The sequence below is a fragment of the Bacteroidota bacterium genome (assembly GCA_039821555.1).
GTDB lineage: Bacteria > Bacteroidota > Rhodothermia > Rhodothermales > Rubricoccaceae > JBCBEX01.
Genome location: JBCBNX010000006.1, coordinates 108,513 through 135,392, shown reverse-complemented (window position 1 = coordinate 135,392; position 26,880 = coordinate 108,513). Strand labels below are relative to the sequence as shown.

Genomic DNA, 26,880 nt, shown 5'->3' with positions numbered 1-26,880 from the left:
TCTAGGCGCTCTGTCCTGTTTCCTGCAGACCCATGCGACTCTTCGTCCTCTCTCTCTTGCTTGCGACCGCTGCGAGCGCGCAGACCGGCACCCTTTCTGGCATCGTGACCGATGGCGAGACAGGCGAAGCGCTAGCAGGCGCTGCGGTCGTCGTAGCCGGGACTTCGCTCGGTGCAGCTACGAACCTCGACGGCCGGTATCGGATCGGAAGGGTGCCCGTAGGTCGGCAGACGCTTCGGTTCTCGTTCGTGGGCTTCACGCCGCGCGACACCACGATACATGTGCGCGCGGGCGCCACCGTCACGCTCAACCTCACGCTCGCTGCGCAGTCCGATGCCCTCAACGAGGTCGATATTGAAGGCTTCGCCGAAGCTGAAGAGATCCGCGAGAGCCCCTTCGCCGTGACCATCATCGATGGACAGCAGCTGGCCGGGCGCGGGCTCACCGTAGACGAGGCGATCAGCCGGGCGGTGGGCGTGCAAGTGCGCCGCTCCGGTGGGCTGGGGTCGCCCTCCGTGTTCTCGGTGCGCGGACTGGAAGGCCAGCGGGTCCAGATCTACGTCAACGGTAACGCGGCCGATGTTGCCGGGGACGCCTTCACGCTCGACAACATCCCACTCCAACTCGTTGAGCGGGTGGAGGTCTACAAGGGCGTCGTGCCCGCGCAGTTCGGCGGCGATGGCCTCGGCTCGGCCATCAACGTCGTCACGATTCATCCAGAGGGGGGCTACCTAGACGCGGGCTACACACTCGGCTCGTTCGGGCAGCAGCAGCTCTCGGTGACCGGCAAACGACCCTTGGGACTCGGCTTCGAGGCAGCGGCCTCGGTCAACGTGGACCGCGCAGACAACGACTTCATGATGGAGAACCCGTTCCAGCCGGGCCTCGTTGTGCGGCGCGACCACGACCAAATCCAGCGCGTGCTCGTGGGCGGTGCGCTGACGAACAGCCGAACGTGGTTCGACGAGGTCGGCGTCGAGGGGGCCATCATCGCTGAGAACCGCCAGGTCCAGGGCATCCAGACCAACATCCAGCACGCCGAGGCAGGATCGAGTCTCGGCGTGCTCATCCTGACCGGCGATCGCGAGGGGGCGATGGGCGGACGCCTCGCCCTGAGGACTGCGCTCATCGGAGCCTGGGCGCGCGGCGTGCTGGTGGACACCTCAGCGGTCCGGTATGGGTGGGACGGGACGCCGAGTCCAAGCCCCAACGGCCGCGGCGAGCTCGGCTTCTTCCCGTCGGACTCTGACAACCGGACGACCATCTACCGCTACCGCTTGGCCGCCGCGTACGAGGCCAGCCCGGTCCACACCTTCAACGTCACGAGCGTACTCGACTGGATAGCGTTCCGGCCCTCGAACCCAATCGCTAGCGAGTATGCCGGGCGCAACGTCGCCGACTTTCCCGGCGACCAAGCGGCAGCTGTGGTGGGGCTGTCACATGAGTGGCGGCCGCTCGGCAGGCGATTCGTAGCTGTGACAGGGGTCCGAGGCTATGCGTTCTCTGCCAGCGGCACGCCCTCGTCGCTCTTCAACCCGTCCGCGACCAACCCCGAGCGCGTTGAGAGCCAATCGATGGACGTGGGGGGCAGCCTCGCGCTTCGCTACCGATTCCGGGGCGGCGTGCTCGCCAAGGCGGCGGTGGAGCATGCACGGCGGCTTCCGTCCTCGACCGAACTCTTCGGCGACGGCCTCCTCGTCCAGGCCGCACCCTCGCTCAAGCCCGAGCGCGCGCTCAACGTCACGGTTGGGGCTCAACTCGACCGCACCTTCGCGGGGCGCCGCGTCCAGGTGGAGGTCGGGGCGTTCTGGCAGTCGATCCGGGACCTCATCCGCCTCGGAGCGGGGATCGGCGGGACGGCGACCCACACCAACCTCGGCGCTGCCCGCATCGCGGGCCTAGAAGCCGAGGTCCAGAGCGACGTGACCGACTGGCTCTTCGCCCGTGCTTACGCGACCTACCTGGACGCCCGCGACGTGCTGGAGACGGAGCCTGGGTCGTCGGTGCCGAGCGCGACCTATGGCCTCCGCATCCCCAACCTGCCCTACCTCTTCGGCGGCCTCCAGACCGAGGTCTACCGCAACGGCCTCGTCGGCCGCAACTCGCGCGCGAAGGCCTTCTACGAGGCGCAGTTCACCGGGGAATACTTCTACGCGTTCGAGGTGAGCAGTCGTCAGGAGCGGCGCATCCCCCGCACGCTCACCCACACGATCGGGGCCGAGGCGGCCTGGCTCGACAGCGGCATCACGGTCTCGGCGGAGGTCCAAAACCTGGCCGATGCCACTGTCCTGAACCAGTTCAACTTTCCCCTCCCGGGCCGGACGTTTCGGCTCAAACTCCGCTACACCCTCGTCGGCACTCGCTGACCCAAACACCGGCACCCGCCAGTCTCATTCACACACAGGCAACCCATGACTCGTTTCACTCCCACGGCGCTCGTCGCCATCCTGACGCTCGCGCTCGTCTTCTCGGCGTGCGACACCGCCGACTCCGTCGACCCTGACCCCGTGCCCGTCGTCCCGGACGTACTCCTCGTGACGACCGTGCCCGACCAGACCGGGCAGAGCGGCTCGTCGTTCGTCCAGACCATCTCGCTCGACCAGGGCAGCGCCACCCACGACGACGCCTTCGAACAGACGTTCTTCGTCTATGCCCACAGGTGGGGCAACGAGGTCATCGTCACGCAGAACATCGCGGGCGACGAGATGGTGCGCTACGTACGGGGCAGCGACGGCACACTGACCGAGGCGGGCCGGATGACGCTTCCGGCAGGCGGAGCCGGTTCCAACGTCGTCTGGGCGAGTGCGACGCGCGCCTACGTGAGCCTCCTATTCGCGGGACAACTCATCGTCTTTAACCCGCAGACGATGGAGGAAATCGATGTCATCGACCTGAATACGCTCGGGATTGCCCGCAACCCGACCAACGACGAGGATACCAACCCCGAGCCGGGCGTGATGGCCATTACGGGCGGTAAGCTCTACGTCGGGCTCCAGCAGTTCGTGGCGCCCTTTGCTTCCGCCAGTGGCGTCGACGTGGCGGTCTTCGACGCCGCGACGGGGGCCTACGAGCGCGTGATCCGCTCGGACGACTCGGCCAGTCCCGGTCGCTATGGGTTCAACCAAACGATGTTCGTCGACCAGAACGGCGACCTCTACGTCTATGGTATCGCCTCGTTCGGCTTCGCCCCCGATCAGAGCCCTGGCTTCCTCCGCATTAAGAACGGCGAGACCGAGTTCGACGACTACTTCCTCGATACGTCCACGATCTCGATGCCCGTTGAGGGGGGCGCGATCGGCACGCTCAACGGCATGGTCTACGGCGGCGATGGCTACGTCTACGGCACCGTTGAGGTGCTCGCCGGGCGCTCCAATCCTCCGAACTACCTGACCGATTTCAACTGGCAGCCGGTCCGGTTCAACCTCGCGCAGCAGACCGGTGAGATGCTCCCGCTCCCGGCCGGAAACGGGTTCTCGACGGCCGTGAGCCTCATGGACGGCCGCGTGCTGTTCGGGCTGAGCACGGAGACCGCCCGGGGGATCTACGCCTATGACATCGCAACGGAGACGGCCACCACCGAGCCCGTCGTCACACTGGCAGGCCAGCCTCAGGTTGTCCTCGCCTTCGACGACTGACTCTTGATCTAGCATTCGAACGGAGTTGGCTCGGCGGCATATGTGCTGCCGCTCCGTTCTCAACACACCACATCCAGACCGCCTCGTACGGAATGATCCTGCTCGAAGACGTACAGCATCGGTACGGTCAGGACGCCGTCCTAGACCTGCCCCACTTCAGCGTTGCCCAAGGCGAGCACCGGCTTGTGCTGGGCCTCTCGGGGAGCGGCAAGACGACACTCCTCCACATCTTGGCAGGCCTGCTGCGGCCCAGCAAAGGCCGCGTCGTCGTGGCCGGGGAAGAGCTGACGGCGCTCAAGGGCGATGCCCTCGACCGTTTTCGGGGGCGCAACATCGGCATCGTCTTCCAGCAGTTGCACCTCTTCCCGACGCTGACGGTGGAGCAGAACCTACTGCTCGCGCCCTACATGGCCGGCCTACCCCAAGACGCGAGCCGTGCCCGCGAGGTGCTCCGCAGCATAGACGTGGAGGAGAAAGCGGCGGCCTACCCCCACGAGCTGTCGGTGGGACAGCGGCAACGCGTCGCGATCGCGCGGGCGGTGATGAACCGGCCCCGCCTCCTGCTGGCCGACGAGCCCACGTCCAGCCTCGACGATGTCCGCGCCAGTCAGGTGCTCACCCTCCTGCGCGACCAGGCCGAGGCGCACGACGCCACCCTCCTCGTCGCCACCCACGACGCGCGCATCACAAGCGCCTTCAGCGACTACCTCGCCCTCGACGAGGCGTCCCACGACCATGCTACCAGCAAACCGTCGCAGCCATGAACCTCTTCAAACTCAGCGCCTCCTACCTACGGCAGCGCACCTTCAGCAGCGTCCTGAACGTGCTCATCCTCGCGCTCGGCATCGCCACAATCGTGGTTCTGCTCCTCGTGAGCGACCGCGTGGAGCAGAACCTCACGCGTAACGCGCAGGGCATCGACCTCGTGGTGGGCGCGAAGGGCAGCCCACTCCAACTCATCCTCTCGGCGGTCTATCACATCGACTCGCCGACGGGCAACATCCCCGTTGCCGAGGCGGAGGCGCTCATGGAGGACCCCATCGTTGCCGAGGCGATGCCGCTGGCTCTCGGAGACTCATACCGCGGCTATCGCATCGTAGGCACCACCCATGCCTACGCCGCGCACTACGGCGGCGAGGTCGATCGCGGAGCGTTGTGGTCAGGCACCCTGAAGGCAACCGTAGGGGCGGCCGTGGCACTCGAGGCCGGCCTCGACGTGGGCGATACGTTCTTCAGCGCCCACGGCCTGAGCGAAGGAGGGCACGCCCATGAGGAGTACCCCATCGAAGTAGTCGGCGTCTTTGCGGAGACCGGGACTGTCCTGGATCGCCTCATTCTGACGAGCATCGATACAGTCTGGGATGTGCATGGCGTGCACGACGAGGACCATGACCACGATGAGGACCATGACCACGATGAGGACCATGACCACGACGAGGACCATGCGCACGACGAGGACCATGCGCACGACGAGGACCATGCGCACGACGAGGACCATGCGCACGACGAGGACCATGCGCACGACGAATCAACCGAAGACGACGCGACACCAGTCTTGGCATCCAGCGCGTCTGGACCGCCCGGCTCGACAGGGCAGACGGCCTCGGCCCCTGCTCGCGAGTACACCGCGGTGCTCATCCGCTATGCCTCCCCGCTGGCAGCCGTCTCGTTCCCGCGCTATGTCAACACGCAGACCGACCTCCAAGCGGCCGCCCCGGCATTCGAGACGGCGCGGCTCTTCAACCTCCTCGGCGTGGGCATCGACGCGGTGCGTGCCTTTGGACTGATCCTAGTTCTCGTGGCCGTGCTGAGTGTCTTCGTGGCGCTCATCAACGCGCTCAAGGAGCGGCGCTACGACCTCGCGATGATGCGGGCGCTCGGGGCGCCACGTCGCCGGCTCATGGCCCACGTCCTGCTGGAAGGCCTGCTGCTGGCGAGCCTCGGCGCGTTCCTGGGGCTGGTGCTCGGCCATCTGGCTGCGGCCGCCCTGGGCGGCGCCGTGGAGCAGGCGCAGGGCATGGCGATCGGCGGCTTCTCCTTCGATCCGAGGGTCCTCCTCGTCGTGGCGCTGGCACTCGTGGCGGGCGTCGTGGCCGCGCTCATCCCAGCCTATCAGGCCTACCGCACCGACATCGCCCGCGTACTCGCTCAGGGCTAGCCCTTCCCCCAACGGCCACCGTTTCCTATGACCAAGCTGCTGTCCATCGTGCGCTCCGGGGGCTTCCTGGCCGTGATGGTGGTCCTCTCCATCAGCCTTGCCTTGTTCACGCTGAGCAAGACGCGGCTCGCTCCCGCATCGGTGGAGAGATCCTTTGCGTCGGGCAGCGTGAGTAGTGATCTGCAGAGCCTCATGGCCACACAGGCCGACGACGAGCTCTGGATTCTCCTGATGCAGGCCGGCTTCGAAGAGGTATCCACTCCAGAGGGCACGCTATGGAATCCCTTGTTTCCCCAAGACGTAGAGCGGCTCGACGAGACGGAGATCCGTCTCACCGGCTACATGATCCCGCTGGACTATGAGGAGAAGCAGACCGTCTTTCTCCTGAGTGCCTTTCCTGGCCACGGGTGCTTCTTCCACATGCCAGGCGGCCCGGAATCCATCATCGAGGTGCAGGCGACGCGCGGCGTGGCCTTCAGCTACGACCTCATCACGGTTGAGGGACGCTTGCAATTGCTCCGCGACGACCCCTACGGCCTGCTCTACCGCTTGGTCGACGCACAATACAGCTTAGGCGACGACTAGGCCTCGCGCTGAGACCTCACTCCCCCTGAAGACGCCCACCCCCTCGCAAACCCGCATGCCGACAGGCGCTACCTGAGCGCCGCCAAGCTTGAGTACCACCATGCTTGCACAACGAACCACGGACGCGATCATCGTTGGCGCCGGCCCGGCAGGCCTGGAGGCCGCGCTGGTGCTGGCGCGTGCGGGGCGCTCCGTCGTTGTGCTCGACGGTGGGCCCGGGCGCAATGCCCCCGCGGCGCACAGCTACAACGTGTTCACCCGCGACGGCACTTCGCCCGACGAGCTACGCCACATCGGACGGGCGCAAGCCCGGCACTACGGCGCGCGGTTCGTCGACGCCGAGGCCGTGACTGCGACCTCCGAGGCCACCGGCGTGCGGATCGAGCTCGCCGACGGCTCCGAGCTCACTGCGAAGCGGCTCCTTCTCGCCACCGGCGTCACGGACGTGCTCCCCGACCTCTCCGGTGTCGCGCAAGCGTGGGGCGCGACGGTGGTGCACTGTCCGTATTGCCACGGGCACGAACTGCGTGGGCGCGCGACGGCCGTTCTGGGCACCGGCGAGCGCGGCGCCCATCTCGCTGAACTGCTGCTCGGCTGGACGACAAACGTGACCCTCTGCACAGGCGTGCCAGGCCTTCCAGAGGACCTTTCTGAAGACGCTCAACAAAAACTCGGGGCGCTCGGCGTTGTGGTGGACGCGCGTCCCGTGGCTGCCCTTGACGTGACGGGGCGCGCGGTGCGCTCCGTCGCGTTCGAGGGCGGCGAGCGTCTTCACGCCACGGCGGTGTACGTCCAGCCGCCGCAGCGAGCGCGTGGCCCCCTCCCCGATGCCCTCGCGCTCGCACGCACAGCGACCGGCCACATCGAGGTCGACGAAACCTACCGGACGAGCACGCCCTACGTCTGGGCCTGCGGCGACATGATCACGCCGATGCAGGCCGTCCAGATGGCCGCTGCCTCGGGCTTTGCCGCCGCTGCCTTTCTCAACCACGACCTCGTCCAGCGTGGCACCCGCTACGCGCCTACGCTGTCGTTGCTTCCCACCTCATCGTAGCCCTCTCCGCCTATGAATAGCCCTGTGGCCACTCCCCCAGTACGCTCTCCCCTCGATCTGGTCGGCATCGTTCTCTCGGTGCTATGTGTCATTCACTGCCTCGCGCTGCCGCTCTTCGCCACGGGAGCGCTGGCGTGGGCCGCCTCTGAGAGCGTCCACCTCGGCCTCACGTTCGCGCTCGGCGCAGTCGTCCTCCTCGTCGCGCTGCCCGGGTATCGACGGCATCGGCGGGCGCTCGTCCCTGGCTTGCTCGTCGCAGGCGTCGCGCTGCTCGTCGGTGCCGTTGTCCTGGAAGAGGCCCTCGGCGAAGTGGGCGAGACGGCGGTCACCCTGGTGGGCTCAGCAACCCTAGTCGCCGGGCACCTGCTCAACCTTCGCCTCCCGACCGCCCATGCATGACGCCACCCACCCCCGCCGGTGCATCCTGGCCCTCTTGCTCGTGCTGAGTGCCCCGACAGCACTCGCCCAGATGGCTGCCGCAGACAGCTCCAGCGCCGATGCACCCTGGCTGGCCAACGCCGATGCCGCACGCACCTACGGGGGCGGCCTCAACGGGGCCTTCGACCCGACGCTCCCCACGATCCACGAGTTCGTGGACTTCGCCTGCCCGACATGCCGCGACGTCTTCGAGACGAAGCTCGACTCGGTCAAGGCCGTGTTCGTGGAGACGGGCCGGGCCAACCTCGTTGTGCGGGCCTATCCGATTCCTCGCCTGATGCGCGGGATGCACGCCACCGAGGCCGTCTTCTGCGCAGGAGCCATCGGCGGGCGCGCCGGCTTTGAGTTCCTTCAGCAGCGCCTCTATCTGACCCAGCCCGACTGGCGGTTCCTTCGCGACCCGACCCCGGCCTTCCGTCAGGCCGCGAGCGACGCAGACCTCAACGCTGGAGCCTTCGAAGAGTGCCTCGCGCGGGACGTGACCGCGCCGCTGATGATCGCCGACACGCGCCTGGGGGCCACGCTCGGCGCGGGGGGCACACCCACCTTCGTCTTCATGGCTCCCGACGCTGAAGAGCCCGCCGACCTGTTCTACGGTAACGAGCCCATGGCGCGCTTCGAAGAAGCATTCGCGCGCACCCTCGCTCACACCGAGTCTGAGTAAGCAGTCCTACTCCAAACAGACACACCATGCAGCCAAGTCGTCCAGCGCGCCCCATCCCCGTCACCGTTCTGTCCGGCTTTCTCGGCGCGGGCAAGACGACGCTCCTCAACCACGTCCTCGCCAACCGCGAGGGCCGACGCGTGGCCGTGATCGTCAACGACATGTCCGAGGTCAACGTCGACGCCGCGCTCGTGCGGCAAGGCGAGGCCGACTTCGACCCGACGCTCGCACCGGACGTGACGCGCACCGACGCGCGCCTTGTCGAGATGTCGAACGGATGCATCTGCTGCACGCTCCGCGAAGACCTCCTCGTGGAGGTCGCCCGCCTGGCTGAAGAGGGGCGCTTCGACGCGATTGTCATCGAGTCGTCGGGCATCTCGGAGCCGCTGCCGGTCGCGGAGACGTTCACCTTCGAGGACGCCACGGGGCGCGTGCTCAACGAGGTCGCGCGTCTCGACACGATGGTGACCGTCGTGGACGCGGGCAACCTCCTCGACGAAATCGACTCGGTGGAGCAGCTGCGCGACCGCGGCCTCGAAGCCACCGAGGGCGATGTCCGCTCGATCAGCGAATTGCTGCTCGACCAGATCGAGTTTGCCGATGTGATGATCCTCAACAAGCTCGACACCGTCAGCGAGGCCGAGGCGGCGACGATCGAGGCCACGCTGCGGCGGCTCAACCCACGCGCGCACATCGTCCCGGCTACGTACAGCAAGGTGCCCCTCGGCGAGGTGCTGGAGACAGGGCGCTTCGACTTCGACGCGGCAGCGGACGCGCCGGGCTGGCTGGTCGAGATGCGAGGCGAGCACGTGCCCGAGACGGAGGAGTATGGCGTGACGTCGTTTGTCTACCGTGCGCGGATGCCGTTTCACCCGACCAAGCTGGCGCGTTTCCTGCGCGGAGCTTGGCCTGCCGTGCCGGACGCACCCGGCGTGCTCCGCTCGAAAGGCGTTTTCTGGCTCGGGTCCGCCCCGCAGACCATGTGGGTGTGGAGCCAGGCAGGCCGCCACCGACAGTACCACGCGGTCGGCAAGTGGTGGGCCGACGTACCCCGCGAGCACTGGCCGCAAGACGAGACGCTGCGGGCCGACACCGAGCGCGTCTGGGACCCCGTCCTCGGCGACCGGCGACAGGAAATCGTGTTCATCGGAATCGGTCTGGACGAGCCCGGTCTCACGCTGGCGCTCAACCGCTGCCTACTCACCGAAGACGAGGTCTACGCGGGGGATGCGAGTTGGTCCCTCTGCCCGTTCACCGAGAGTCGATAGCCCATGGCGACCCCGCTGCCCTCCCTCCCCGACCGCCCCGTGCCCATTACGGTCGTCACTGGCTTCCTCGGAGCCGGCAAGACGACGCTCGTCAACGCGATCACGTCGAGCGCAGCCGCGCGCGGGCGGCGGCTTGGGCTGGTCGTGAACGACTTCGGCGCGGTCAACCTCGACGCGACCGAGGTGGATGCCGGTGGCGGACGGGTGATGGCGCTCGAAGGCGGCTGTGTGTGCTGCTCGCTCTCGGCGGGCTTAGTTACAGCGCTCCTCGCCCTCGTCGGGCACGAGCCGCGCCCCGAGCACATTCTCATCGAAGCCTCCGGCGTGTCGGACCCGCTCGGCATCGTGTTACCGCTGATGGGGGCTGGGCTGCAGCCGGTCGTCCGGCTCGCCGCCGTGATCGCCGTCGTCGATGTAGGGCAGGTGGGCCGGTGGCCCTCGGCTGATGCAGAAGCGTTGGCCGAAGCCCAGGTCGGCGGCGCGAGCGTCGTTGTGCTCACCAAGGTGGGCGTCCACGGCGAGCCAGCCCGCTGGGCGGCCGAAGACTGGGTGCGCGGCTTCGCGCCCGCCGCGCGCCTCTTGGACGCCGACGATCTCGACCCCGCGCTGCTGCTCGACACCGACGACGACGTGCTCGCGGGCCTCCTCGACCCGGCTGCCCGGACGCGGCCGGTCGCGCGCCACCTCGACACGTTCGACACGTGGACGTTCGAGGCCGACCAGCCACTGCGTTCGCTCGCGGCGCTGCGCCGGACGCTGGCCGACCTGCCCACGGAGGTCGTCCGCGCCAAGGGCCTCGTGGCCGTGGCCGACAGCAAGCGCCCCGCGCGCTTCCACCTCGTCGGCCGGATGCTCGCCACGCGCCTCGCCGACGAATGGCCCCCCGACTGGCCAGCGGGCACGAGCCGCCTCGCCGTGCTCGGCGCCGCCGGCACCCTCGACAACGACGCCCTCCACGACGCCTTTCACGCCCTCGTGCCCAGCACTGTCTGAGCCATGCGCGCCCTCGCTCTTCTGCTTGTCCTGACTGTAGTGCTACTCCACCCTGGATGTGTCACGCACGGTACGCACGCCCATAGCGCCTGGGTGTCGGCTCCACATGTGCCCCAGGAGCCCTCGCATGGACCACCCACGGTCGATGTGCAGGCGCTTCGAGTGCGTGCGTCGGAGCCTGAGGTGTCGCCCTCCCGGTCGTCCTCCCAACTGACCGGGCGCTGGAGCCCGGACTCGCTCTCGGTCTTCGCGTGGGACGCCGCCCGCTCTGACGAGGGTCTCTGTCCGCACGACGGCTATCGCGTGCTCCGCCTCGACCTCGACGCTCCTAGCGGCGCTCTCCTCGTCCTCGGCCACGAGTGGACGGACGGCGATGCAGCCGGGCTAGGCGAGTGCATGTACCCCCAACGCCAGTCCTAGCCCTCTCTCTTCCTATGACTCCCGAGCATCTGTTTCAACAGCGTCACGCTGTGGCCGCTGACTCCACGCTCGCCCGCGACCGCATCTCGCGCAGGCAGGCCCTCCGCATCGTGGCCTCTGGAACGATGGGGGCGGCGGTGCTGCCCTTTGTCACTGGCTGCACGATCGAGCAGAACACGGACGCGCCACCGAGTGCGCAGGCTTCCGGCGCCCCGGGCGGCGACATCCTGGTCCGTTCAGGCGCCGTGTTCGATCTGTCCGTCGCTGCGCCAGGGGCCTCGCTCGTCTACCCCTATGAACTGCCTGCCTTGCCCTATGAGCCCGATGCGCTCGACGCCGCTATCGACGCGGAAACGATGACGATTCACCACGGGCGGCACCACCAGGGCTACACGACCAAGCTCAACGCAGCGCTCGAAGACCAGCCAGGCCTACAGAGCCGACCTCTCCTAGAGCTGCTACAGGACATTTCGACCCTGCCCGAGGACGTGCGCACGGCGATTCTGAACAACGGGGGTGGCTACCTCAACCACGCCCTCTTCTGGCCGATGATGCGACCTGGGGCCGGGGGCACACCCACAGGGCCGCTGGCCGATGCCATCGCGCGCGACTTCGGGTCGTTCGACGCCTTCAAGCAGCAGTTCACGGCCGCCGCACTCGGGGTCTTCGGCAGCGGCTGGGCCTGGCTGGGCCGCGACCCGTCGGGCACGCTGCAGATCATCCAGACGCCCGAGCAAGAGCCCGTGCACGCATTCGGCTTCGTGCCGGTGCTGGGCGTCGACGTGTGGGAGCATGCCTACTACCTCCGCTATCAGAACCGGCGCGCCGACTACCTCGAACGCTGGTGGGACGTGGTGGACTGGGAGCAGGCCGCCCGCAACCTCACTGCCTAGGAAGCCCACTCCCTTCGGCCCTCGCCCCTACGACCATGTCCGATCTCATCCTCCACGCACGCGGCCTGACGAAGCGTTTCGGCAGGCAGACGGCGCTCGACAGCCTCGACCTCGCGATCCACGCGGGCGAGGTGTACGCCCTGCTCGGCCCCAACGGCGCGGGTAAGACCACCACCATCAACCTCTTCCTCGGCTTCCTCGCCCCAGACAGCGGGAGCGCCCTCGTGGACGGCCTCGACGTGCAGGCCGAGCCGCTGGAAACGAAGCGGCGGCTGGCCTACCTCCCCGAGCAGGTCGCGCTTTACCCAGCGCTCTCCGGGCGTGAGAACCTGAAGTATTTCGCCGCACTCGCCGGGCACGACCTCGACGACAGTGCGCTCGCCGGCTTCCTCGACCGGGCGGGGCTCCAGCGTGAGGCACACGACCGCCGCGCGGGGACCTACTCGAAAGGTATGCGCCAGAAGGTGGGCGTGGCGCTCGCCCTCGCCAAGGGTGCGCAGGCGTTGCTGCTCGACGAGCCCACGAGCGGCCTCGACCCCTCCGCGTCGGTCGAGTTCTCGGACCTCGTCCAGCGGCTAGCCGACAACGGGGCCGCCGTGCTTATGGCGACGCACGACCTCTTCCGCGTCAAAGACACGGCCACCCGTGTGGGCGTGCTCGTGGATGGACGGCTGCGCGACGAGATCGCGAGCGAAGCCCTCGCCGTGACCGACCTCGAAGCACTCTACCTCAGCCATGCCGCGCTTGCAGCTTAGCTGTTGAATACCGCGCCTCTGAGAACCGTGGGGTAGAGGGCGTAGGGACGAGAGGAAGTCACTGCTCTGGGCGCCTCTCTCCCTACCCCTCATACCCTACAACTAGCCCAGCGCACCCTATCTCCATCTTGCCGACCTCGATGCTCAACCGCTGCCCCTGATGACCCTCACCATCGCCAAGAAGGAAGCCGCCGAGACGCTCCGCGACGGGCGCTTTTGGTGGACCGCCGCTATCGTTCTGATCCTGCTCATCGGCGCGCTCGCCACCGGCTGGCTCCACACCGAGCGGCTTGCCTCACAGCACACCGAGGCGGCCGAAGCCGAGCGGGCGGTCTGGACGGGCCAGGAGGAGAAAAACCCGCACTCGGCAGCGCACTTCGGGTCGTATGCATTCAAGCCCGTGACGCCGCTCCTCGCTGTGGATCGTGGGCTGACAGCCTACACAGGCGTCGCGCTGTTCATGGAGGGCCATGCCATTCAGGACGCGCGGTATCGTCCGGCGGAGGACGCCTCGGCGGCGGCACGGCTGGGTGAACTGACCGCGGCAGCAGTGCTGCAGTGGCTCGTCCCGCTACTCATCGTGTTGCTCACGTTCGGCGCGTTCGCGGGAGAGCGGGAGCGGGGGACGCTGCGTCCGCTGCTCAGCCTCGGCGTGTCGCGCCGGGCGCTCGCGGCAGGGAAGGCACTTGGGGCGGCGGCTCCGTTGGCGCTCGTGCTCGTCCCTGCAGCGATCCTCGGTGCGCTGGCAATGGCGGTGGCATCCCCGCCTGCAGCCGCTGTGTGGAGTGTGCCGCGCGTCGCGCTGCTCGCGCTCGTCTACCTCGCCTACTTCGCCGTGTTCGTAGGCGTGTCGCTGCTCGTGAGTGCCCTTGCTCGGTCGCTGCGGGCGGCGCTGCTCGTGCTGCTCGGCTTCTGGTTTGCGAATGGATTCATTGCCCCTCGGCTGGCGGCGGATGTGGCCGAAAGAGTCCACCCCGGCCTGTCTGTCGAGGCGTTTGCGGAGGCCGAGGCCGAGATCGGCGAACTCTCCTGGGACGACCTCACCGTGCGCGTGACCGAGCAGATCCTCGCCGAGGACGACGTCTCGACGCTGGATTCGGCCTCGGTAAACATGCCGGCCGTGCGACTCTACGAGGGCGAGAAGATGGAGACCGCAGCCTACCGCGCACTCTTCGAGCGCGTGGCGGACGGGTTCGAGGGGCAGAGCCGCGTGGCGCAGGTCGGGGCCGTCGTTGCGCCGCTCCTCGCCGTCGCGCCGCTCTCGACCGCGCTCACCGGGACCGACTACCGCCACCACCGCCACTTCGCCGACGCCGCCGAGACGTACCGCTACGGCTACGTCCAGATGCTGAATCAGGACCTGATTGACCACGCCAAGCCCGGCGCGACGTGGGACCGTGACTACGCGGTTGGGGAAGAACTCTGGGCGGCCATCCCGCCCTTCGGCTACGACCTGCCTGGTGCCGGATGGGCGCTCGGCGGCCACGCAACGGCCCTCGTGCTGCTGGGGCTGTGGCTGGTTGGACTCGTCGTCGCTGTGCCCGTCGCCGTGGCCCGGATGCCGCTCGACCCGCGGTAAGCACGTCTGAGCGTGAGGCAGGCCGTACAGCAACGCGGGGACGACCTGCTACCCACTTCAAACTCCTGACTTCTCCCTTCGAACTTCCCATGTCGCCACTGCTCACCGTTGCCCGCACTGAGATCCGCCTGCTCTGGGCCGACCGCACGGCGCTCTGGGCCTCGCTCGTCTTTCTCGCGGCCACCGCCTACGCGCTGGCTTCCGGCCTAGGCATGCGCGCCGACAGGGACGCGTCTGTGGGCGCCCTTGTCACTGCCGACAACGAACGTTGGTCGGGATGGCACGCCGAGGCTGATTCGCTCGAGCAGGACATGCAAGCCGAAGGCGTCGCCCTCGACACCTATGAGTGGGGTGTGCGCTCACCGTACACCGTCGGGATGTTCTACGGGCGCGAGGTAGCGGTCCCGCCGCCGCCGCTCTCGGCGCTCGCCGTGGGGCAGGCCGACCTCTACCCGGCAGCGCACCGGATCGTCGCGGCGAGCACCGTCTCTGTGGGCTCCAGCGATGCACTCACGAGCCCGCTCCGGCTCGCGGCAGGCGCGTTCGACCTCGCCTTCGTGCTGCTCTATCTGCTGCCGCTCCTAGCGCTCGCGTTGGGGTACGATCTGACCGCTTCCGAGCGCGAGCGCGGGACCCTGCGCCTGGTCCTCGCGCAGCCGCTGTCGCGGCGCACGCTCGTGGCAGGAAAGCTGCTCGCCCGAGGGGGCCTGCTCGCCCTCCTCGTCGTCGTAGCTACGACGGCCGGATTCGTGCTCGCGGGCGGCGACGTCGCGCGGTGGGCGCTGTGGACAGCGGCGGCGCTGTGCTACGGCCTCTTCTGGCTCGCCCTCGCGGCGCTCGTGGACGCGCGCGGTACATCGGCCGCGTCCAACGCCGTCGTGCTCGCGACGTGCTGGCTCGGTCTGGCTGTCGTCTTTCCAGCGACGGTGACGCTGCTAGCCGGGCAGGTGCACCCCGTCCCGACGCGCGCAGCGTTCGTGGCCGCAGCGCGGACGGCCGAGGGCGAGGTGCTGCGGCGTGGCGACGAGCCGCTGTCGCTCTTCCTCGCCGACCACCCCGAGATGGCGGAGGCCGTCGAGGGCGGCGGTGGCGGGGAGACCTACGCGATGACCCGCATTGCCCGCGACGCGCTCGTGGCGGAGGCCGTCGGGCCGGTCGTGGCGCGGTTCGCCGAGCAGCGCGAGCAGCAAGTCGGCTTCGTGCGCACGGTCGGGGCGCTCTCGCCGACCGTGCTCGCCCACGCCGCCTTCCTCAACCTCGCCGGGACCGGCGACGCGCAGCAGCGGCAGGCCCTCGACGCGGTGACGGCCTACCAGCGCGCCTGGCAGGACTACGTCGAGCCGCTCACCTTCGCCGCCCGCCCGTTCCGCGCTGCTGCCTACGCCGAGGCTCCCACCTTCGCGCCGCCCCCCGACCCGACCGCCGACGCGGTACGCCGGGTCTCAGGCCCGCTCGCAGGCCTCGGTCTGGCCGCCCTCCTGCTACTCGGAGTTGTCGCCGTCCTCCAGCGACGCCCCGCGACTCCGTAACCGCTTCCGCCTAGGCGGTTCGCCGTCTTGCCTTGTTCGAATACCAAGAAGGATGCGATGCCCGGCCACCGCGTCCGAACTGCTGTCGTCCCGTCTGGTGCAGCTCGCCCTCGGATGAACGCGTTCCTCACCCCCATCCTTTACCACCCTCGATTCATGCGCGCCCTCGCCTTTTCCTTCCTCCTCTTCGCGCTCGGCTGCGCGGACCCGGCAGACACCCCGACTCTCGACACGCCGCCTGACACGACGGCTGTAGACGCCATGTCTGACACCGTCGGTGACCTTGGCGCACTCGGGAGTGACGCCGTTGCCACGCTGTTCGAGAACGACCTGGTCCACGTCCATAGTGTGGCCCTCCCGGCGGGCGCGGCGCTGGCGGCTCACGACGGCGGCGAGCGCGTCGTCTACGCCATCTCTGACCTCGCGTTGGCTTTCACCACGGACGGCGACGCCGCTGAGCACACCTTCGAGCCAGGCGGCGTCCACTATCATGAGGCTGGCACCCACGCGGTCGCCAACGTCGGCGAGGGCACGGCGGAGTTCCTCGTCTTCGAGCGCCGCGGCGGTGCACTGCCAGAGGGGGCCGTCCCCGGCGAGATCCCCGCTGCGGAGGGGGCCACCGACGAGGTCATCTTCGAGAACGACTTCGCCGAGGTCCACCGCGTCACGCTGCAGCCGGGGGCCTCGCTGCCGCCGCATCAGGGCTTCGCCCGCGCGGTGTACTCGCTGAGCGGCTACACGGTCGAGTTCACGGATGCCGAGGGCTCTCATGTACAGCGATACGAGGCCGGCCAGGCCCACTACCACGACCCGGGTGACCACACCGTCGAGAACGCAGGCACGACCGTGGCCGAGTTCCTCGTCGTCGAATTCAAACCCAGCGCCTGAGCCAGAACGACAGGCGCGGCCCGGTGGGACCAATGAGCGCCCAAGCGGACCGTGCCCACCCCACCCACCTGCGCGGCCTCTCGACCCATCCCCTCCTGACCCATGGTCCCCGTCACGCTTCTCACCGGCTTCCTCGGCTCTGGCAAGACGACGCTCGTCAGCGCCGTACTTGCCGACGCGCGAGCGGCGGGCCTCCGCGTGGGCGTCGTGGTCAACGACCTCGGCGCACCGGGCGTGGACGCCGAGACGCTCGTGCGCCACCACGCTGTGGAGCAGGACGACCTCGTGAATCTCTCAGGCGGCTCGGTCGGGGGGACGCTGGGCGGGCGGCTCACCGAGGCGCTCGGCCGCCTGGCCGCGAGCGGGCGCTACGACCGGCTCCTCGTCGAGACCTCCGGCACGACGGACCCCGCCGCCCTGCTCGACGCGATCGCCGCCGTCCCGGGGGTGGCGCTCGCCCGCGTGGCCGCCACGCTCGACACGTTCAACCTAGTCCGCGACTACGACGACGGCCGGGCGCTCTTCGCGCGCCTCGTGCAGGACGAGGAGGCAGGCACGGCCTCGCCCGAGCTTCTCCTGGCGCGGCAAGTCCAGGCGGCCGACCTCGTCGTGCTCACCAAGCCCGACCTTGCTGGGGACGCCGCCACGCGGCATGCGGGGGTGGTAGCGCAGTTGCTCAACCCCGTAGCGGAGGTGGTTGCGAGTGTCCGCGGCAACCTACCACCGGGGCTGCTCCTCCCGACACAAGGTGCCACCATCGAAGGGGCACGCGCGCGCCTGGCGAGCTCTCGGCCCGCCGACGCTGCTGACGCTGGGCTCACGGCGGCGGTGATCTCGGACCCACGCCCGTTTCACCCCGAGCGCCTCCATGGGGTGCTGCAAGTCCTGCCGCGTGGTCTTTTCCGCGCGAAGGGCATCCTGTGGCTCGCCTCGCGCCCCGCTGAAATCCTGCACTGGAACCTGGCTGGTGCCCGCCTCGACCTAGAACTGGCCGGCTACTGGAAGGCTAGCCTGCTCGACGGCCCGCTGGCGCTGCTCGACGAGGAGCGCGCAGCCCTCGTAGCAGCCAGCACGCACCCCACCTTCGGCGACCGCACCACAGAGCTTGTGCTGATCGGCGTCGAAGAGGCTGTGCGGGGCGTGACACAGCGCTTCCAGGACGCCCTGTGTACGCCCGCCGAGGTGCGCCGCTGGGAGCGAGGCGGTGCCTTCCGCGATCCGTGGCCCACCCGACTGCGCGAGGTCACCACGTCCTGACGCACGCTGCCCCACCTTTGACCATGCCGCTCGTCGATTCTTCATCCCCGTGGGTTTGGCCTGCTCTGGCTGTGATTGCCGTCGCGCTGGTAGCGTGGCCACGGCCCTCGCACGAGTTGCCGCCCGACACGCCGTGGGCGCTGCTGATGCAGGCCGAAAACCTAGACGGCCCGTCCCCCGTCGTGCCCGACACGCTACGCACGCTCGTCGGCCAGCCCATCCAGCTCACTGGATTCATGCATCCGCTTGAGCAGCGGCAGGGCCAGCGGCGCTTCCTGCTCTCGCCCTACCCCGCTGGCTGCGCCTTCCACGCTCCCAGCGGACCGGCGTCCACCATTGAGGTCTTCGCGGATGCTCCGGCTCGGTTTACCTACGAGCCCGTGGCCGTGCAGGGCGTGTTCGCCCTGGCAGCGGGGAACGGACAGGGCGTGCGCTACCAACTGCACACCGCATCGGTGGAAGAACTGCCATGAACCGGTCCTCCCACCTCCTCGCCTGCCTGGCGGTTGCTGCCACCGCGTCCCCAGCGCCTCTCTGGGCTCAGAGCCCAACGACGTCGGATGGCGACCGGCTGACGCTCCGCGCCATTCGCGTCGCCGAGGGAGCCATCCGACTGGACGGACGCCTTGACGATGAGGCCTGGGCCGAGGCGCCCGTCGCGAGCGGGTTTCGGCAGGTCGAGCCCAACGCGGGCGAACCGGTGGCGCTCGACACGGAGGTACGCGTGGTCTTCGACGGGAGCGCGCTCTACGTCGGTGCGGTGATGCGGGACACCATCGGGGTCGAGGGCCTCCGCATCCGCGACCTCCGCCGCGACTTTGACTACTTCGACAACGACCACGTCTCGGTCACGCTCGACCCGTTCGGCGACCGCAGGAATGCCGTGGTCTTCCAGGTCAACCCCTATGGCGCCCTGCGCGACCTTCAGGTTCGCGACGGCGTGGACTTTAACCGCGACTGGGCTGGACTCTGGGACGCCCGCACGACACGCACGGAGGCCGGGTGGATTGCCGAATTTCGGATTCCCTGGGAAACACTCCGCTACCCTTCCGGGGCGTCTTCGGACCGCCTCCAACAGGCCTGGGGCCTGCAACTCTCGCGCAATCTCCGCCGGAGCCGTGAGCTCCATGCCTGGAACCCGTGGCCGCGTGCGTTTACGCCCTACCACCTGGCCTACGCGGGGACGCTCTTGGGCGTCGAGCCGCCGCCGCCGGGTCGTAACCTCCGCGTGCAGCCCTACGTGCTCGCCGACGCTGCGCGGGTGGGCGATGCTGCCTTGACCGAGGGCGCAGGCGTCCAGGTCGGTGGCGATCTCAGATGGGCCGTAACTCCGCAGACGGTCCTCGACCTGACAGTCAACACGGACTTCGCGCAGGCCGACGCCGACCAACAGGTCATCGATCTTTCGAGGTTCTCGGTCTTCTTTCCCGAACGCCGCGCGTTCTTCCTAGAAAGCGCTGACGTGTTCGACGTGGGCTACAGCTTCTTCACCCCGTTCTACAGCCGCCGCATTGGACTAGACGCCGGCCGGCCGATTCCGCTTGATGGTGGGTTGCGACTTGTGTCGAGTGGGGCATGGGGACGTGCCGGTGCGCTCGGCGTCCGCCAGCGGGGCACCGATGACGTCGCCGCAGCGTGGTTCGGTGTCGGTCGGGCAAGCCTGAACGTGGGCACCGAGGGTCGCGTCGGTGGGATGGTCGTGGCCCGCCACGATGAGGCGCTCGACACGCCCACGGGTGACCTCGCGGGACGCACTAACACCGTGGCCGTGCTCGATGGGTATACGCGTCTCGGTACGACGGCGGCAGCGACCGGCTTCGTCTCTGCATCCAGCACGAGCGGCAAGGGCGGCGAGGGCTACGCGCACTATCTATGGCTCCGCAACGAGGCTGACTGGGGCTACGTCGGCCTCATCCAAGACGTCGCCACGGCAGAGTACGAGGCCGCGACAGGCTTCATCTTCCGCCGCGACATTTTCCTCAACAGCCCGGCCATCACACTCGACCTTCGACCGGGCTGGCTCCCGCCCTCGGTCCGGTCGCTTGCCCCCTCGTCGTCGGCGTTTGTCTACCATCGCCCCAGCGACGGCGCCTTCCTGCAAGCTGACCTCACGGTCGAACCGCTCGCCATCGTCTTCCAGAGCGGCGCGCGTGTCTCGGCGGCCGTGCGGCCGTCGTGGCAAGAACTCGACGCCGAGGAGGTCGCTTTTTTCCGCCCGCTTGGGGCTGAACTCACCCCCGGCTCATACCGCTACACGCAGGCCAGCGCCGAGCTATCGTCGGACCCCTCGCGCCGCTTCAGCGGCGTGCTCGACGCCACCACAGGCGGCTACTTCGATGGCCGGCTGACCACCGTGCGCGCCTTGGGGTCGGTCGCCCCGATCCCCAACTTGGCGTTCACCCTGCGCTACGAGTACAACGGCGCGCGGAGCCTCGGCGTGGACAACCTCGACGTGGACAGCCATCTCGTCGGGGTCGATGCGCGGGTGGCCCTTTCGCCCCAGTTGCAGGCAACCGCGTTCTGGCAGTACAACACGCTTGCCGACCTGGCCTCGCTCAATGCGCGGCTCTCGTGGGAGTTCGCGCCGCTGTCGTTTCTCTACCTCGTCGTCAACGACGCCCGCTATTTCGTGTCGTCGACGGACCGCCTGGCACAGCCCGACGCCTTTGCCGCCGAGCAGCAGGTCATCTTCAAGGTGAGCTACCTCGGCCAGTTGTGAGCTATGCAAAGCAGACCTCGACGCTCCTCAATCGCCTACCGAGCCACGGGTGGCGGACCCAATTGACAGCTTAGCCGGTCGTCTAGCCGGAATTGGCAAAACCTATCGCGCTGGGTCGCGTTGCCGGTTTTCCCCTACGCGCGCGCTCCCGATTCCTATATCTCACTCATGCTCTCTGATCCGATGAAGCACCTCCTTGTCTTCGTGCTCGCCCTCGTGCTGGCCGTACCAGCCTGGGCACAATCGCGCTACGGGTCCGCTGTGACCGTGGCAGACGGTGCCGCCTTTGCCGGTGCCTCGGGCGGCGACCGCTCCCCCGGCGCCGTCTACGTCTATCGTCCTGACTCTGGCAGTTGGGCCGAGCAGGTTCGCCTCGCTGCCCCCGACGGCTTCGAGGGCGATGGCTTCGGCACCAACCTGGCCGCCGACGGCGACATGCTCGCTGTTGGAGCCCCCGGCATGGACGGGGACCGCGGCGCTGTGTTCGTGTTCGCACGCACCGACGACGGGTGGGACGTGGTGAGCCGCCTGGCCCCGCCCGCCGACGTGACGCTGATGGGCTTCGGCACCACCGTCGCGCTCAAGGATGGCCTCCTGGCTGTCAGCACGGCATCGCAGCAGAACCCGTGGGGCATGCCTGATCCGTCGATGCAGAATGCCGTCTACCTCTACCGCCATGACGCCTCGGCGGGTGCGTGGTCGCAGGTCGCCCTCCTTGACGGCACGGCCGCGGGCGCGCACCCCAGCTTCGGGTCGGCCCTAGCCCTCGGCGACGGCCTCATTCTTGTCGGGGCTCCCGGCAGCATTCGTGGCGGGAGCGCCCCGGTCGTCTACCCCTATCGCTGGAACGAGGCGGACGGCACCTGGACGGGCACCGACCCGCTCAAGCCCGTCGGCGAGAACCCGCCGTTCGGGTTTGGCTCCACGCTTGCCATCGACGGCGGCCTTGCCTACGTGGGGGCTCCGAACGACAGCGGTACTGGTGCGGTGTTCACCTACACCATCGGCGACGAGGGCACGCTTGACCTCGCGCGCACGATGCGCCCGTTCGACGGCGTCGAGGGCGAGCGCTTCGGCAGTGCCCTCGCCGTCGCGCCCTCCTCGATCTGGGTGGGCGCGCCGGGCGCCTACCGCGCTCGCACGAACGGACACGTCTATGTCTACCGCCGGGACGCCGAGACGGGCGCCTTCGCCGACGCCGCCAAGATGGGCGCGCCCGATGGCGCGGCGGGCGACTCCTTCGGGGCCAGGGTCGCTGCCAGCGAGGAGGTAGCCATCGTGGGCGCCCCCGGCGACGACTACGGCGCCGGGACGGCTGCGCTCTTTCTCCCGGGCTCCGACACCCGATGGGCCTCGGCGTCGACGGTCTACAGCAACATCGAGACGTTGCAGGCCGTGACCGGCGAGCGGATGGGGTGCCAGACGGGCGAAGCTGCTGGCTTCGACTGTGCAGGCATGGAGTTGATGTCGTACCTCCCCATCGGCGAGATCGGGGGCGAGCGCGGCGTGCGCCTCAACGACATCTGGGGCTGGACCGACCCGACGACCGACCGGGAGTACGCGCTCGTGGGCCGTGTAGACGGTACCTCCTTCGTCGACGTCACCAACCCGATGGCGCCCGTCTACCTCGGTGACTTGCCGAAGACCGAGGGTTCGCCCGGTGCTACCTGGCGCGACATCAAGGTGTACCAGGATCACGCGTTCATCGTCGCCGACGCCTCGCAGCACCACGGCATGCAGGTGTTCGACCTGACGCGGCTGCGCGACTTCGACGGCACGCCTGCGACCTTCGAGCCGGACGCGTGGTACGGCAACATCTACAGCGCCCACAACATCGTCATCAACGAGGACACGGGCTTCGCCTACGTCGTCGGTGCCCGCTCGGGTGGCGAGACGTGCGGCGGTGGGCTCCACATGGTCAACATCCAGGACCCGCTCAACCCCACGTTCGCGGGCTGCTTCGCCGACACCTCGACGGGCCGTCGCGGCACCGGCTACTCGCACGACGCCCAGTGCGTCGTCTATAACGGGCCGGACGAGGACTACGTGGGCCGGGAGATCTGCCTCGGCTCGAACGAGACGGCGCTCTCCATCGCCGACGTCACGGACAAGGAGAACCCGAAGGCCATCGCCGCGCAGAGCTACCCCAACGTCGCGTACGCGCACCAGGGCTGGCTCACCGAAGACCACCGGTACTTCTACCTGAACGACGAGATCGACGAACTATCCGGAACGATCGACCGGACGCGGACGCTCATCTGGGACCTGACAGACCTCGACGATCCGCAGCTCGTGCGCGAGTTCATGCACGACATCCCGGCCTCGGACCACAACCTGTACGTGCGCGGCACCACGATGTATCAGTCGAACTACGCCGCGGGCCTCCGGGTCTTCGACGTGGCCGACCCGGAGAACCCGGTCGAGGTCGGCTACTTCGACACGAACCCGTTCGGCACGAACGACGCGGGCTTCTCTGGGTCGTGGAGCAACTTCCCGTACTTCCCGAGCGGCACCGTCGTCGTCTCCTCTATCGGCGAGGGCCTCTTCGTTCTCAAAGAGAGCGGCGTCGATAGCTAGTCGTCCCTCGTTTTCCGTCACGCGTCAGGGGGCTCGGCTACCACTACGGGCTACCCTGGCGCGTGTCGTTTGCACTTTCCGGAGCTTCCGCATGCGCATCCTTCGCCTCCTTCTCCTACCGCTCCTGCTCGCTGCGGCGCCGCGCGCGGCGGCCGGGTTAACCGGCGGGCCGTACGTCTACGTCGCCAACCAGCTCGACGCCGCCGTCACCGTCGTGGACATGTCGACGAACGAGGTCGCCGCTACGGTCGACCTGGAGGCGCTCGGCTTCTCGGCCAACGCCAAGCCCCACCACATCGCCGTTGAGCCAGACGGCTCGCACTGGTACGTCTCCCTCATTGGGGACGGCAAGGTGGTCAAGTTCAACCGGGCGAACGAGGTCGTAGCGACAGCCGAGATCGAGACGCCAGGCATGCTCGCGCTCGACCCGACGACGGACTTGCTCTACGTGGGCCGCTCGATGTCGGCCGTGAACTCGCCCCCCTCGATCGGCGTCGTGGAGCGCTCGACCATGAACGCCGACGAGGTCGACATCTTCTTCTCGCGCCCGCACGCGCTCGTTGTCTCGGGCGAGTTTGGGCAGGTATACGCGGCGAGCCTCGTCGAGAACCGCGTGGGCAGCCTCAGCACCCGTGAGGAAACGCTGGAGCTTCTCACCCTCGACGGCCCCATTCACACGCTCGTTCAGTTCGCCATCGCGCCCGACGGGCAGACGATGGTAGGGACGGGACAGCTCACCGGCCAGGTGCTCTTCTTCGACCTCGCAGACCCGGCGAACCCCACGGTTTCGGGCGCGGTCGAGTTGGGCGGCATGCCGTGGCATCCGAGCTACAGCCCAGACGGGCGCCGCATCTACGTGCCCAACCAGGGCATCGATGCCGTCAACGTCATCGACGCGGCCACCCGGGAAGTCGTGGCGACCGTCGAGGGTCGTGGGCTGGCCGAGCCGCATGGGAGCGCAGTAAGCCCGGACGGCCGCTTCCTCTACGTCTCGAACCGCAACCTCAAGGGCACCTACCGCCCTGACGGCGCCCCTGCACCGGAAGCCTCAGACGAACACGCCGGCCACAACGTGGCAACCATGGACGGCATGAGCACGGTGGAAGCCATGGATGAACACGCAGGGCATGACATGGACGAGCACGACGGCCACGACATGGCTGAGATGGAGGACGCTAACGAGCACGACGGCCACGACATGGACGGTATGGGTGACCACGGCGATCATGACATGGGCGGCATGGTGATGAACGACAACCCCGACTTCGGCGGCACGCTCGCCATCATCGACACCCAGACGTACGCCATCGTGAAGGTGATCGAGTTGGGCCGCATGCCGTCAGGCATGAGCGCAGGCCTCCAGTAAGCCGGTGTCGCGGATGATCGCTTTGAAGAACGGATCTGCAGCGGCGTGGGCGTCCCGCTTTCTTGATCATGGCGGGCCGATCCTCTACCTGGCTATCCTGCTCGTGCTGGCCGGGTGTTCCAGCGCGGTGCCCGCGAGCACACCGACTTCCGAGACGGCCGCGCCCACGGCTTCGGATGGAGCTGTGCCCACGTTTGTGCGGCAGTCGGCCCCGTTCGAGATACGCGACGCTGACGGCACGCCCTACACCTACCCAACGTTGGGCGGCCTCAACGTGCCACGCCCCCAACTCGTCGACGTTGACGGGGATGGGGACCTCGACCTGTTCGTGCAGGAGTACACCGGCGAGATCATGTTCTTCGAGAACACAGGCACGCCCGCAACGCCCACGTTCACATTCCGCGACGAGCGGTTTCAGGACCTCGATGTGGGTGAGTGGTACCGGTTCGCAGACCTCGACGGCGACGGCGACCCCGACCTTCTGGGCGAGCGGCGCTACAGCTACGTCAAAGCGTACCTCAACGAGTCGTCGGGCAGCGGGCCACGCTTCAGGTCCATCACCGACACCCTGCTTACCACCGACGGGACGCCGCTCTTCGCGGACCGGCAGAACATCCTCAACATCGCCGACCTCGACTGCGACGACCGGCTCGACCTCTTCTTGGGCCGCATCGACGGCACCGTCAGCCGCTACGAGAGCATAGGCACGGACGAGGAGGGCCTACCGCGATTCCGGTTGGTGACGGACCGATTCGAGGGGATCGAGATCATCGGCCAATTTGGCCAGCCAGAAGGCGGCAACCCTGTCCCAGGTCGTTCTCTGCCCAACGTTCCAGGCGCGAACATTCCTGGGGGTGGGATGACCCCCGACGGCTCGCTGCCGGGCGGATCGATGCATGGCGCCAACACGCTCGCCTTTGCGGACGTGGACGGCGACGGCGACCCCGACCTCCTCTGGGGCGACTTCTTCGAGCCGAGCCTGCTTCTCATCGAAAACCGTGGCACGTGCGCGCGGCCCAACCTCCGCTCAGTGCCGCTGCCGTTCCCCCTCGACAACCCCATCTCGACGACCGGCTACAACGCGCCCGCCAAAGGCGACCTCGACAGCGACGGCGACCTCGACTTGCTGGTGGGCGTTCTCGGCGGCGCGTTCAACGCCAACCGCTCCACCATCGACAACCTGCTCTACTACGAGCGCACCGACGACGGCTATCGCCTCCGGACCGAGCGCTTCCTGTCCATGCTCGACGTCGGTGCGGAGAGCACCCCGGCGCTGGGCGACCTCGACGGCGACGGCGACCTCGACCTCCTGATCGCCAACAAGCTCGACCCTGACAGCACTGAGACATCGCGCGTCGTTCGCTTCGAGAATGTCGGCCGTCCCGGCGCTCCAGCGTTCCAGCTAGCCGACACCCTCGCCCTGCCAGTCGGCTACCACTACGCCCCGGCGCTCGGCGACCTCGACGGCGACGGCGACCTCGACCTCGTGCTCGGTACCTGGAAGAACCGCCTCCTCCTCTACCGCAACGACCCCACCGCTGGCGAGGGCGCGGAGCGGTTCGTGCTTGCCACGGACGCCATCGCGCAGATCGACCGCGGCAGCAACACCGTCCCCGCTTTGGCCGACCTCGACGGCGACGGCGACCTCGACCTCGTCGTGGGTGAGTCGTCGGGTGAGTTGAATCTGTTCAGGAACGAGGGGACGCCCGAGTCTCCTCGCTTCGTGGCCGTGGATGAGGCGTTCGGGGACTTCGACGCGGGCCGCCGCAGCGCGCCGACGTTCACCGACCTCGACGGCGACGGCGACCTCGACCTGGTCGTGGGCAGCGAGGCCGACGGCTTCCAGGTGCTGCGCAACGACGGCGTTGGCGCTGCCCCCCAGTTCACCCCGGCCGGCACCCTGGACGTGCTCACCCCCGATCTCGCCACGCCTGCTTTTGCCGACCTCGACGGCGACGGCGATCTCGACCTCCTCACGGGCGGGAGCAGCGGGGGCCTCGTGTTCTTCGAGCGGCGGTGATCGGGGAGGTTGGCACGGCTCGCTTCCAGGGGCGCGCCCTTTCTAGATGTCGGGCACCTGAGCAGCGAAATCCGGTGCACGA

General features: G+C 68.3%; 22 protein-coding genes. All 22 read left to right on the top strand.

What is annotated here, in order from left to right; translation table 11 throughout:
* The first annotated feature begins 32 nt into the window (after positions 1-32).
* The 22 genes from AAFU51_09515 (at position 33) to AAFU51_09410 (ending at position 26,798) form a co-directional block, all read left to right on the top strand.
* A complete protein-coding gene (locus tag AAFU51_09515; GenBank protein ID MEO1571493.1) occupies positions 33-2,366 on the top strand; it encodes a TonB-dependent receptor in 2,334 nt (777 codons plus the stop codon).
* 45 nt (positions 2,367-2,411) lie between these two features.
* Positions 2,412-3,635, top strand: a complete 1,224-nt coding sequence (locus AAFU51_09510) for a hypothetical protein (protein ID MEO1571492.1) — start codon at positions 2,412-2,414, stop codon at positions 3,633-3,635.
* Positions 3,636-3,727: 92 nt separating this feature from the next.
* Positions 3,728-4,399 (top strand): ABC transporter ATP-binding protein, encoded by a 672-nt coding sequence (locus AAFU51_09505; GenBank protein MEO1571491.1) that lies wholly within the window; start codon positions 3,728-3,730, stop codon positions 4,397-4,399.
* On the top strand, positions 4,396-5,793 hold the full coding sequence (locus AAFU51_09500) for an FtsX-like permease family protein (protein MEO1571490.1): 1,398 nt from the start codon (positions 4,396-4,398) through the stop codon (positions 5,791-5,793). Before AAFU51_09505 ends, AAFU51_09500 begins: the two co-directional genes overlap by 4 nt.
* A 27-nt stretch (positions 5,794-5,820) precedes the next feature.
* A complete protein-coding gene (locus tag AAFU51_09495) occupies positions 5,821-6,378 on the top strand; it encodes a DUF3299 domain-containing protein (GenBank protein ID MEO1571489.1) in 558 nt (185 codons plus the stop codon).
* Between the two features lie 100 nt (positions 6,379-6,478).
* Positions 6,479-7,432 (top strand): NAD(P)/FAD-dependent oxidoreductase, encoded by a 954-nt coding sequence (locus AAFU51_09490; GenBank protein MEO1571488.1) that lies wholly within the window; start codon positions 6,479-6,481, stop codon positions 7,430-7,432.
* Positions 7,433-7,456: 24 nt separating this feature from the next.
* Entirely contained in the window at positions 7,457-7,831 is a 375-nt protein-coding gene (locus tag AAFU51_09485; protein ID MEO1571487.1) for a MerC domain-containing protein, read from the top strand.
* Positions 7,824-8,534 (top strand): thioredoxin domain-containing protein, encoded by a 711-nt coding sequence (locus AAFU51_09480; protein MEO1571486.1) that lies wholly within the window; start codon positions 7,824-7,826, stop codon positions 8,532-8,534. Before AAFU51_09485 ends, AAFU51_09480 begins: the two co-directional genes overlap by 8 nt.
* A gap of 26 nt (positions 8,535-8,560) precedes the next feature.
* Complete coding sequence (locus AAFU51_09475; protein MEO1571485.1) at positions 8,561-9,802, top strand: GTP-binding protein; 1,242 nt, start codon at positions 8,561-8,563, stop codon at positions 9,800-9,802.
* A 3-nt stretch (positions 9,803-9,805) separates the two neighbouring features.
* A complete protein-coding gene (locus AAFU51_09470; GenBank protein ID MEO1571484.1) occupies positions 9,806-10,795 on the top strand; it encodes a CobW family GTP-binding protein in 990 nt (329 codons plus the stop codon).
* A 3-nt stretch (positions 10,796-10,798) separates the two neighbouring features.
* Positions 10,799-11,215, top strand: coding sequence for a hypothetical protein (locus tag AAFU51_09465; protein ID MEO1571483.1), 417 nt, complete (start codon positions 10,799-10,801; stop codon positions 11,213-11,215).
* A gap of 254 nt (positions 11,216-11,469) precedes the next feature.
* Positions 11,470-12,108 carry a superoxide dismutase gene (locus AAFU51_09460; GenBank protein ID MEO1571482.1) on the top strand — a complete coding sequence of 213 codons (639 nt, stop codon included), beginning with the start codon at positions 11,470-11,472 and terminating at the stop codon, positions 12,106-12,108.
* Positions 12,109-12,155: 47 nt separating this feature from the next.
* Positions 12,156-12,863, top strand: a complete 708-nt coding sequence (locus tag AAFU51_09455) for an ABC transporter ATP-binding protein (GenBank protein MEO1571481.1) — start codon at positions 12,156-12,158, stop codon at positions 12,861-12,863.
* Between the two features lie 160 nt (positions 12,864-13,023).
* A complete protein-coding gene (locus tag AAFU51_09450) occupies positions 13,024-14,442 on the top strand; it encodes an ABC transporter permease subunit (protein ID MEO1571480.1) in 1,419 nt (472 codons plus the stop codon).
* Positions 14,443-14,531: 89 nt separating this feature from the next.
* Positions 14,532-15,971 carry a DUF3526 domain-containing protein gene (locus tag AAFU51_09445; GenBank protein MEO1571479.1) on the top strand — a complete coding sequence of 480 codons (1,440 nt, stop codon included), beginning with the start codon at positions 14,532-14,534 and terminating at the stop codon, positions 15,969-15,971.
* A 156-nt stretch (positions 15,972-16,127) separates the two neighbouring features.
* The gene (locus AAFU51_09440; protein ID MEO1571478.1) at positions 16,128-16,859 is read left to right on the top strand and encodes a hypothetical protein; all 732 of its coding nucleotides are present in this window, start codon (positions 16,128-16,130) and stop codon (positions 16,857-16,859) included.
* 102 nt (positions 16,860-16,961) lie between these two features.
* Complete coding sequence (locus AAFU51_09435) at positions 16,962-18,116, top strand: GTP-binding protein (protein ID MEO1571477.1); 1,155 nt, start codon at positions 16,962-16,964, stop codon at positions 18,114-18,116.
* A 23-nt stretch (positions 18,117-18,139) separates the two neighbouring features.
* On the top strand, positions 18,140-18,589 hold the full coding sequence (locus AAFU51_09430) for a DUF3299 domain-containing protein (GenBank protein MEO1571476.1): 450 nt from the start codon (positions 18,140-18,142) through the stop codon (positions 18,587-18,589).
* The gene (locus AAFU51_09425) at positions 18,586-20,835 is read left to right on the top strand and encodes a DUF5916 domain-containing protein (protein MEO1571475.1); all 2,250 of its coding nucleotides are present in this window, start codon (positions 18,586-18,588) and stop codon (positions 20,833-20,835) included. Before AAFU51_09430 ends, AAFU51_09425 begins: the two co-directional genes overlap by 4 nt.
* A gap of 168 nt (positions 20,836-21,003) precedes the next feature.
* Positions 21,004-23,412, top strand: coding sequence for a choice-of-anchor B family protein (locus tag AAFU51_09420; protein ID MEO1571474.1), 2,409 nt, complete (start codon positions 21,004-21,006; stop codon positions 23,410-23,412).
* A 91-nt stretch (positions 23,413-23,503) separates the two neighbouring features.
* Positions 23,504-24,778: a beta-propeller fold lactonase family protein gene (locus tag AAFU51_09415; protein ID MEO1571473.1), complete on the top strand. Its 1,275-nt coding sequence runs from the start codon at positions 23,504-23,506 to the stop codon at positions 24,776-24,778.
* Between the two features lie 13 nt (positions 24,779-24,791).
* On the top strand, positions 24,792-26,798 hold the full coding sequence (locus tag AAFU51_09410; GenBank protein MEO1571472.1) for an FG-GAP-like repeat-containing protein: 2,007 nt from the start codon (positions 24,792-24,794) through the stop codon (positions 26,796-26,798).
* The last annotated feature ends 82 nt before the right edge of the window (positions 26,799-26,880 follow it).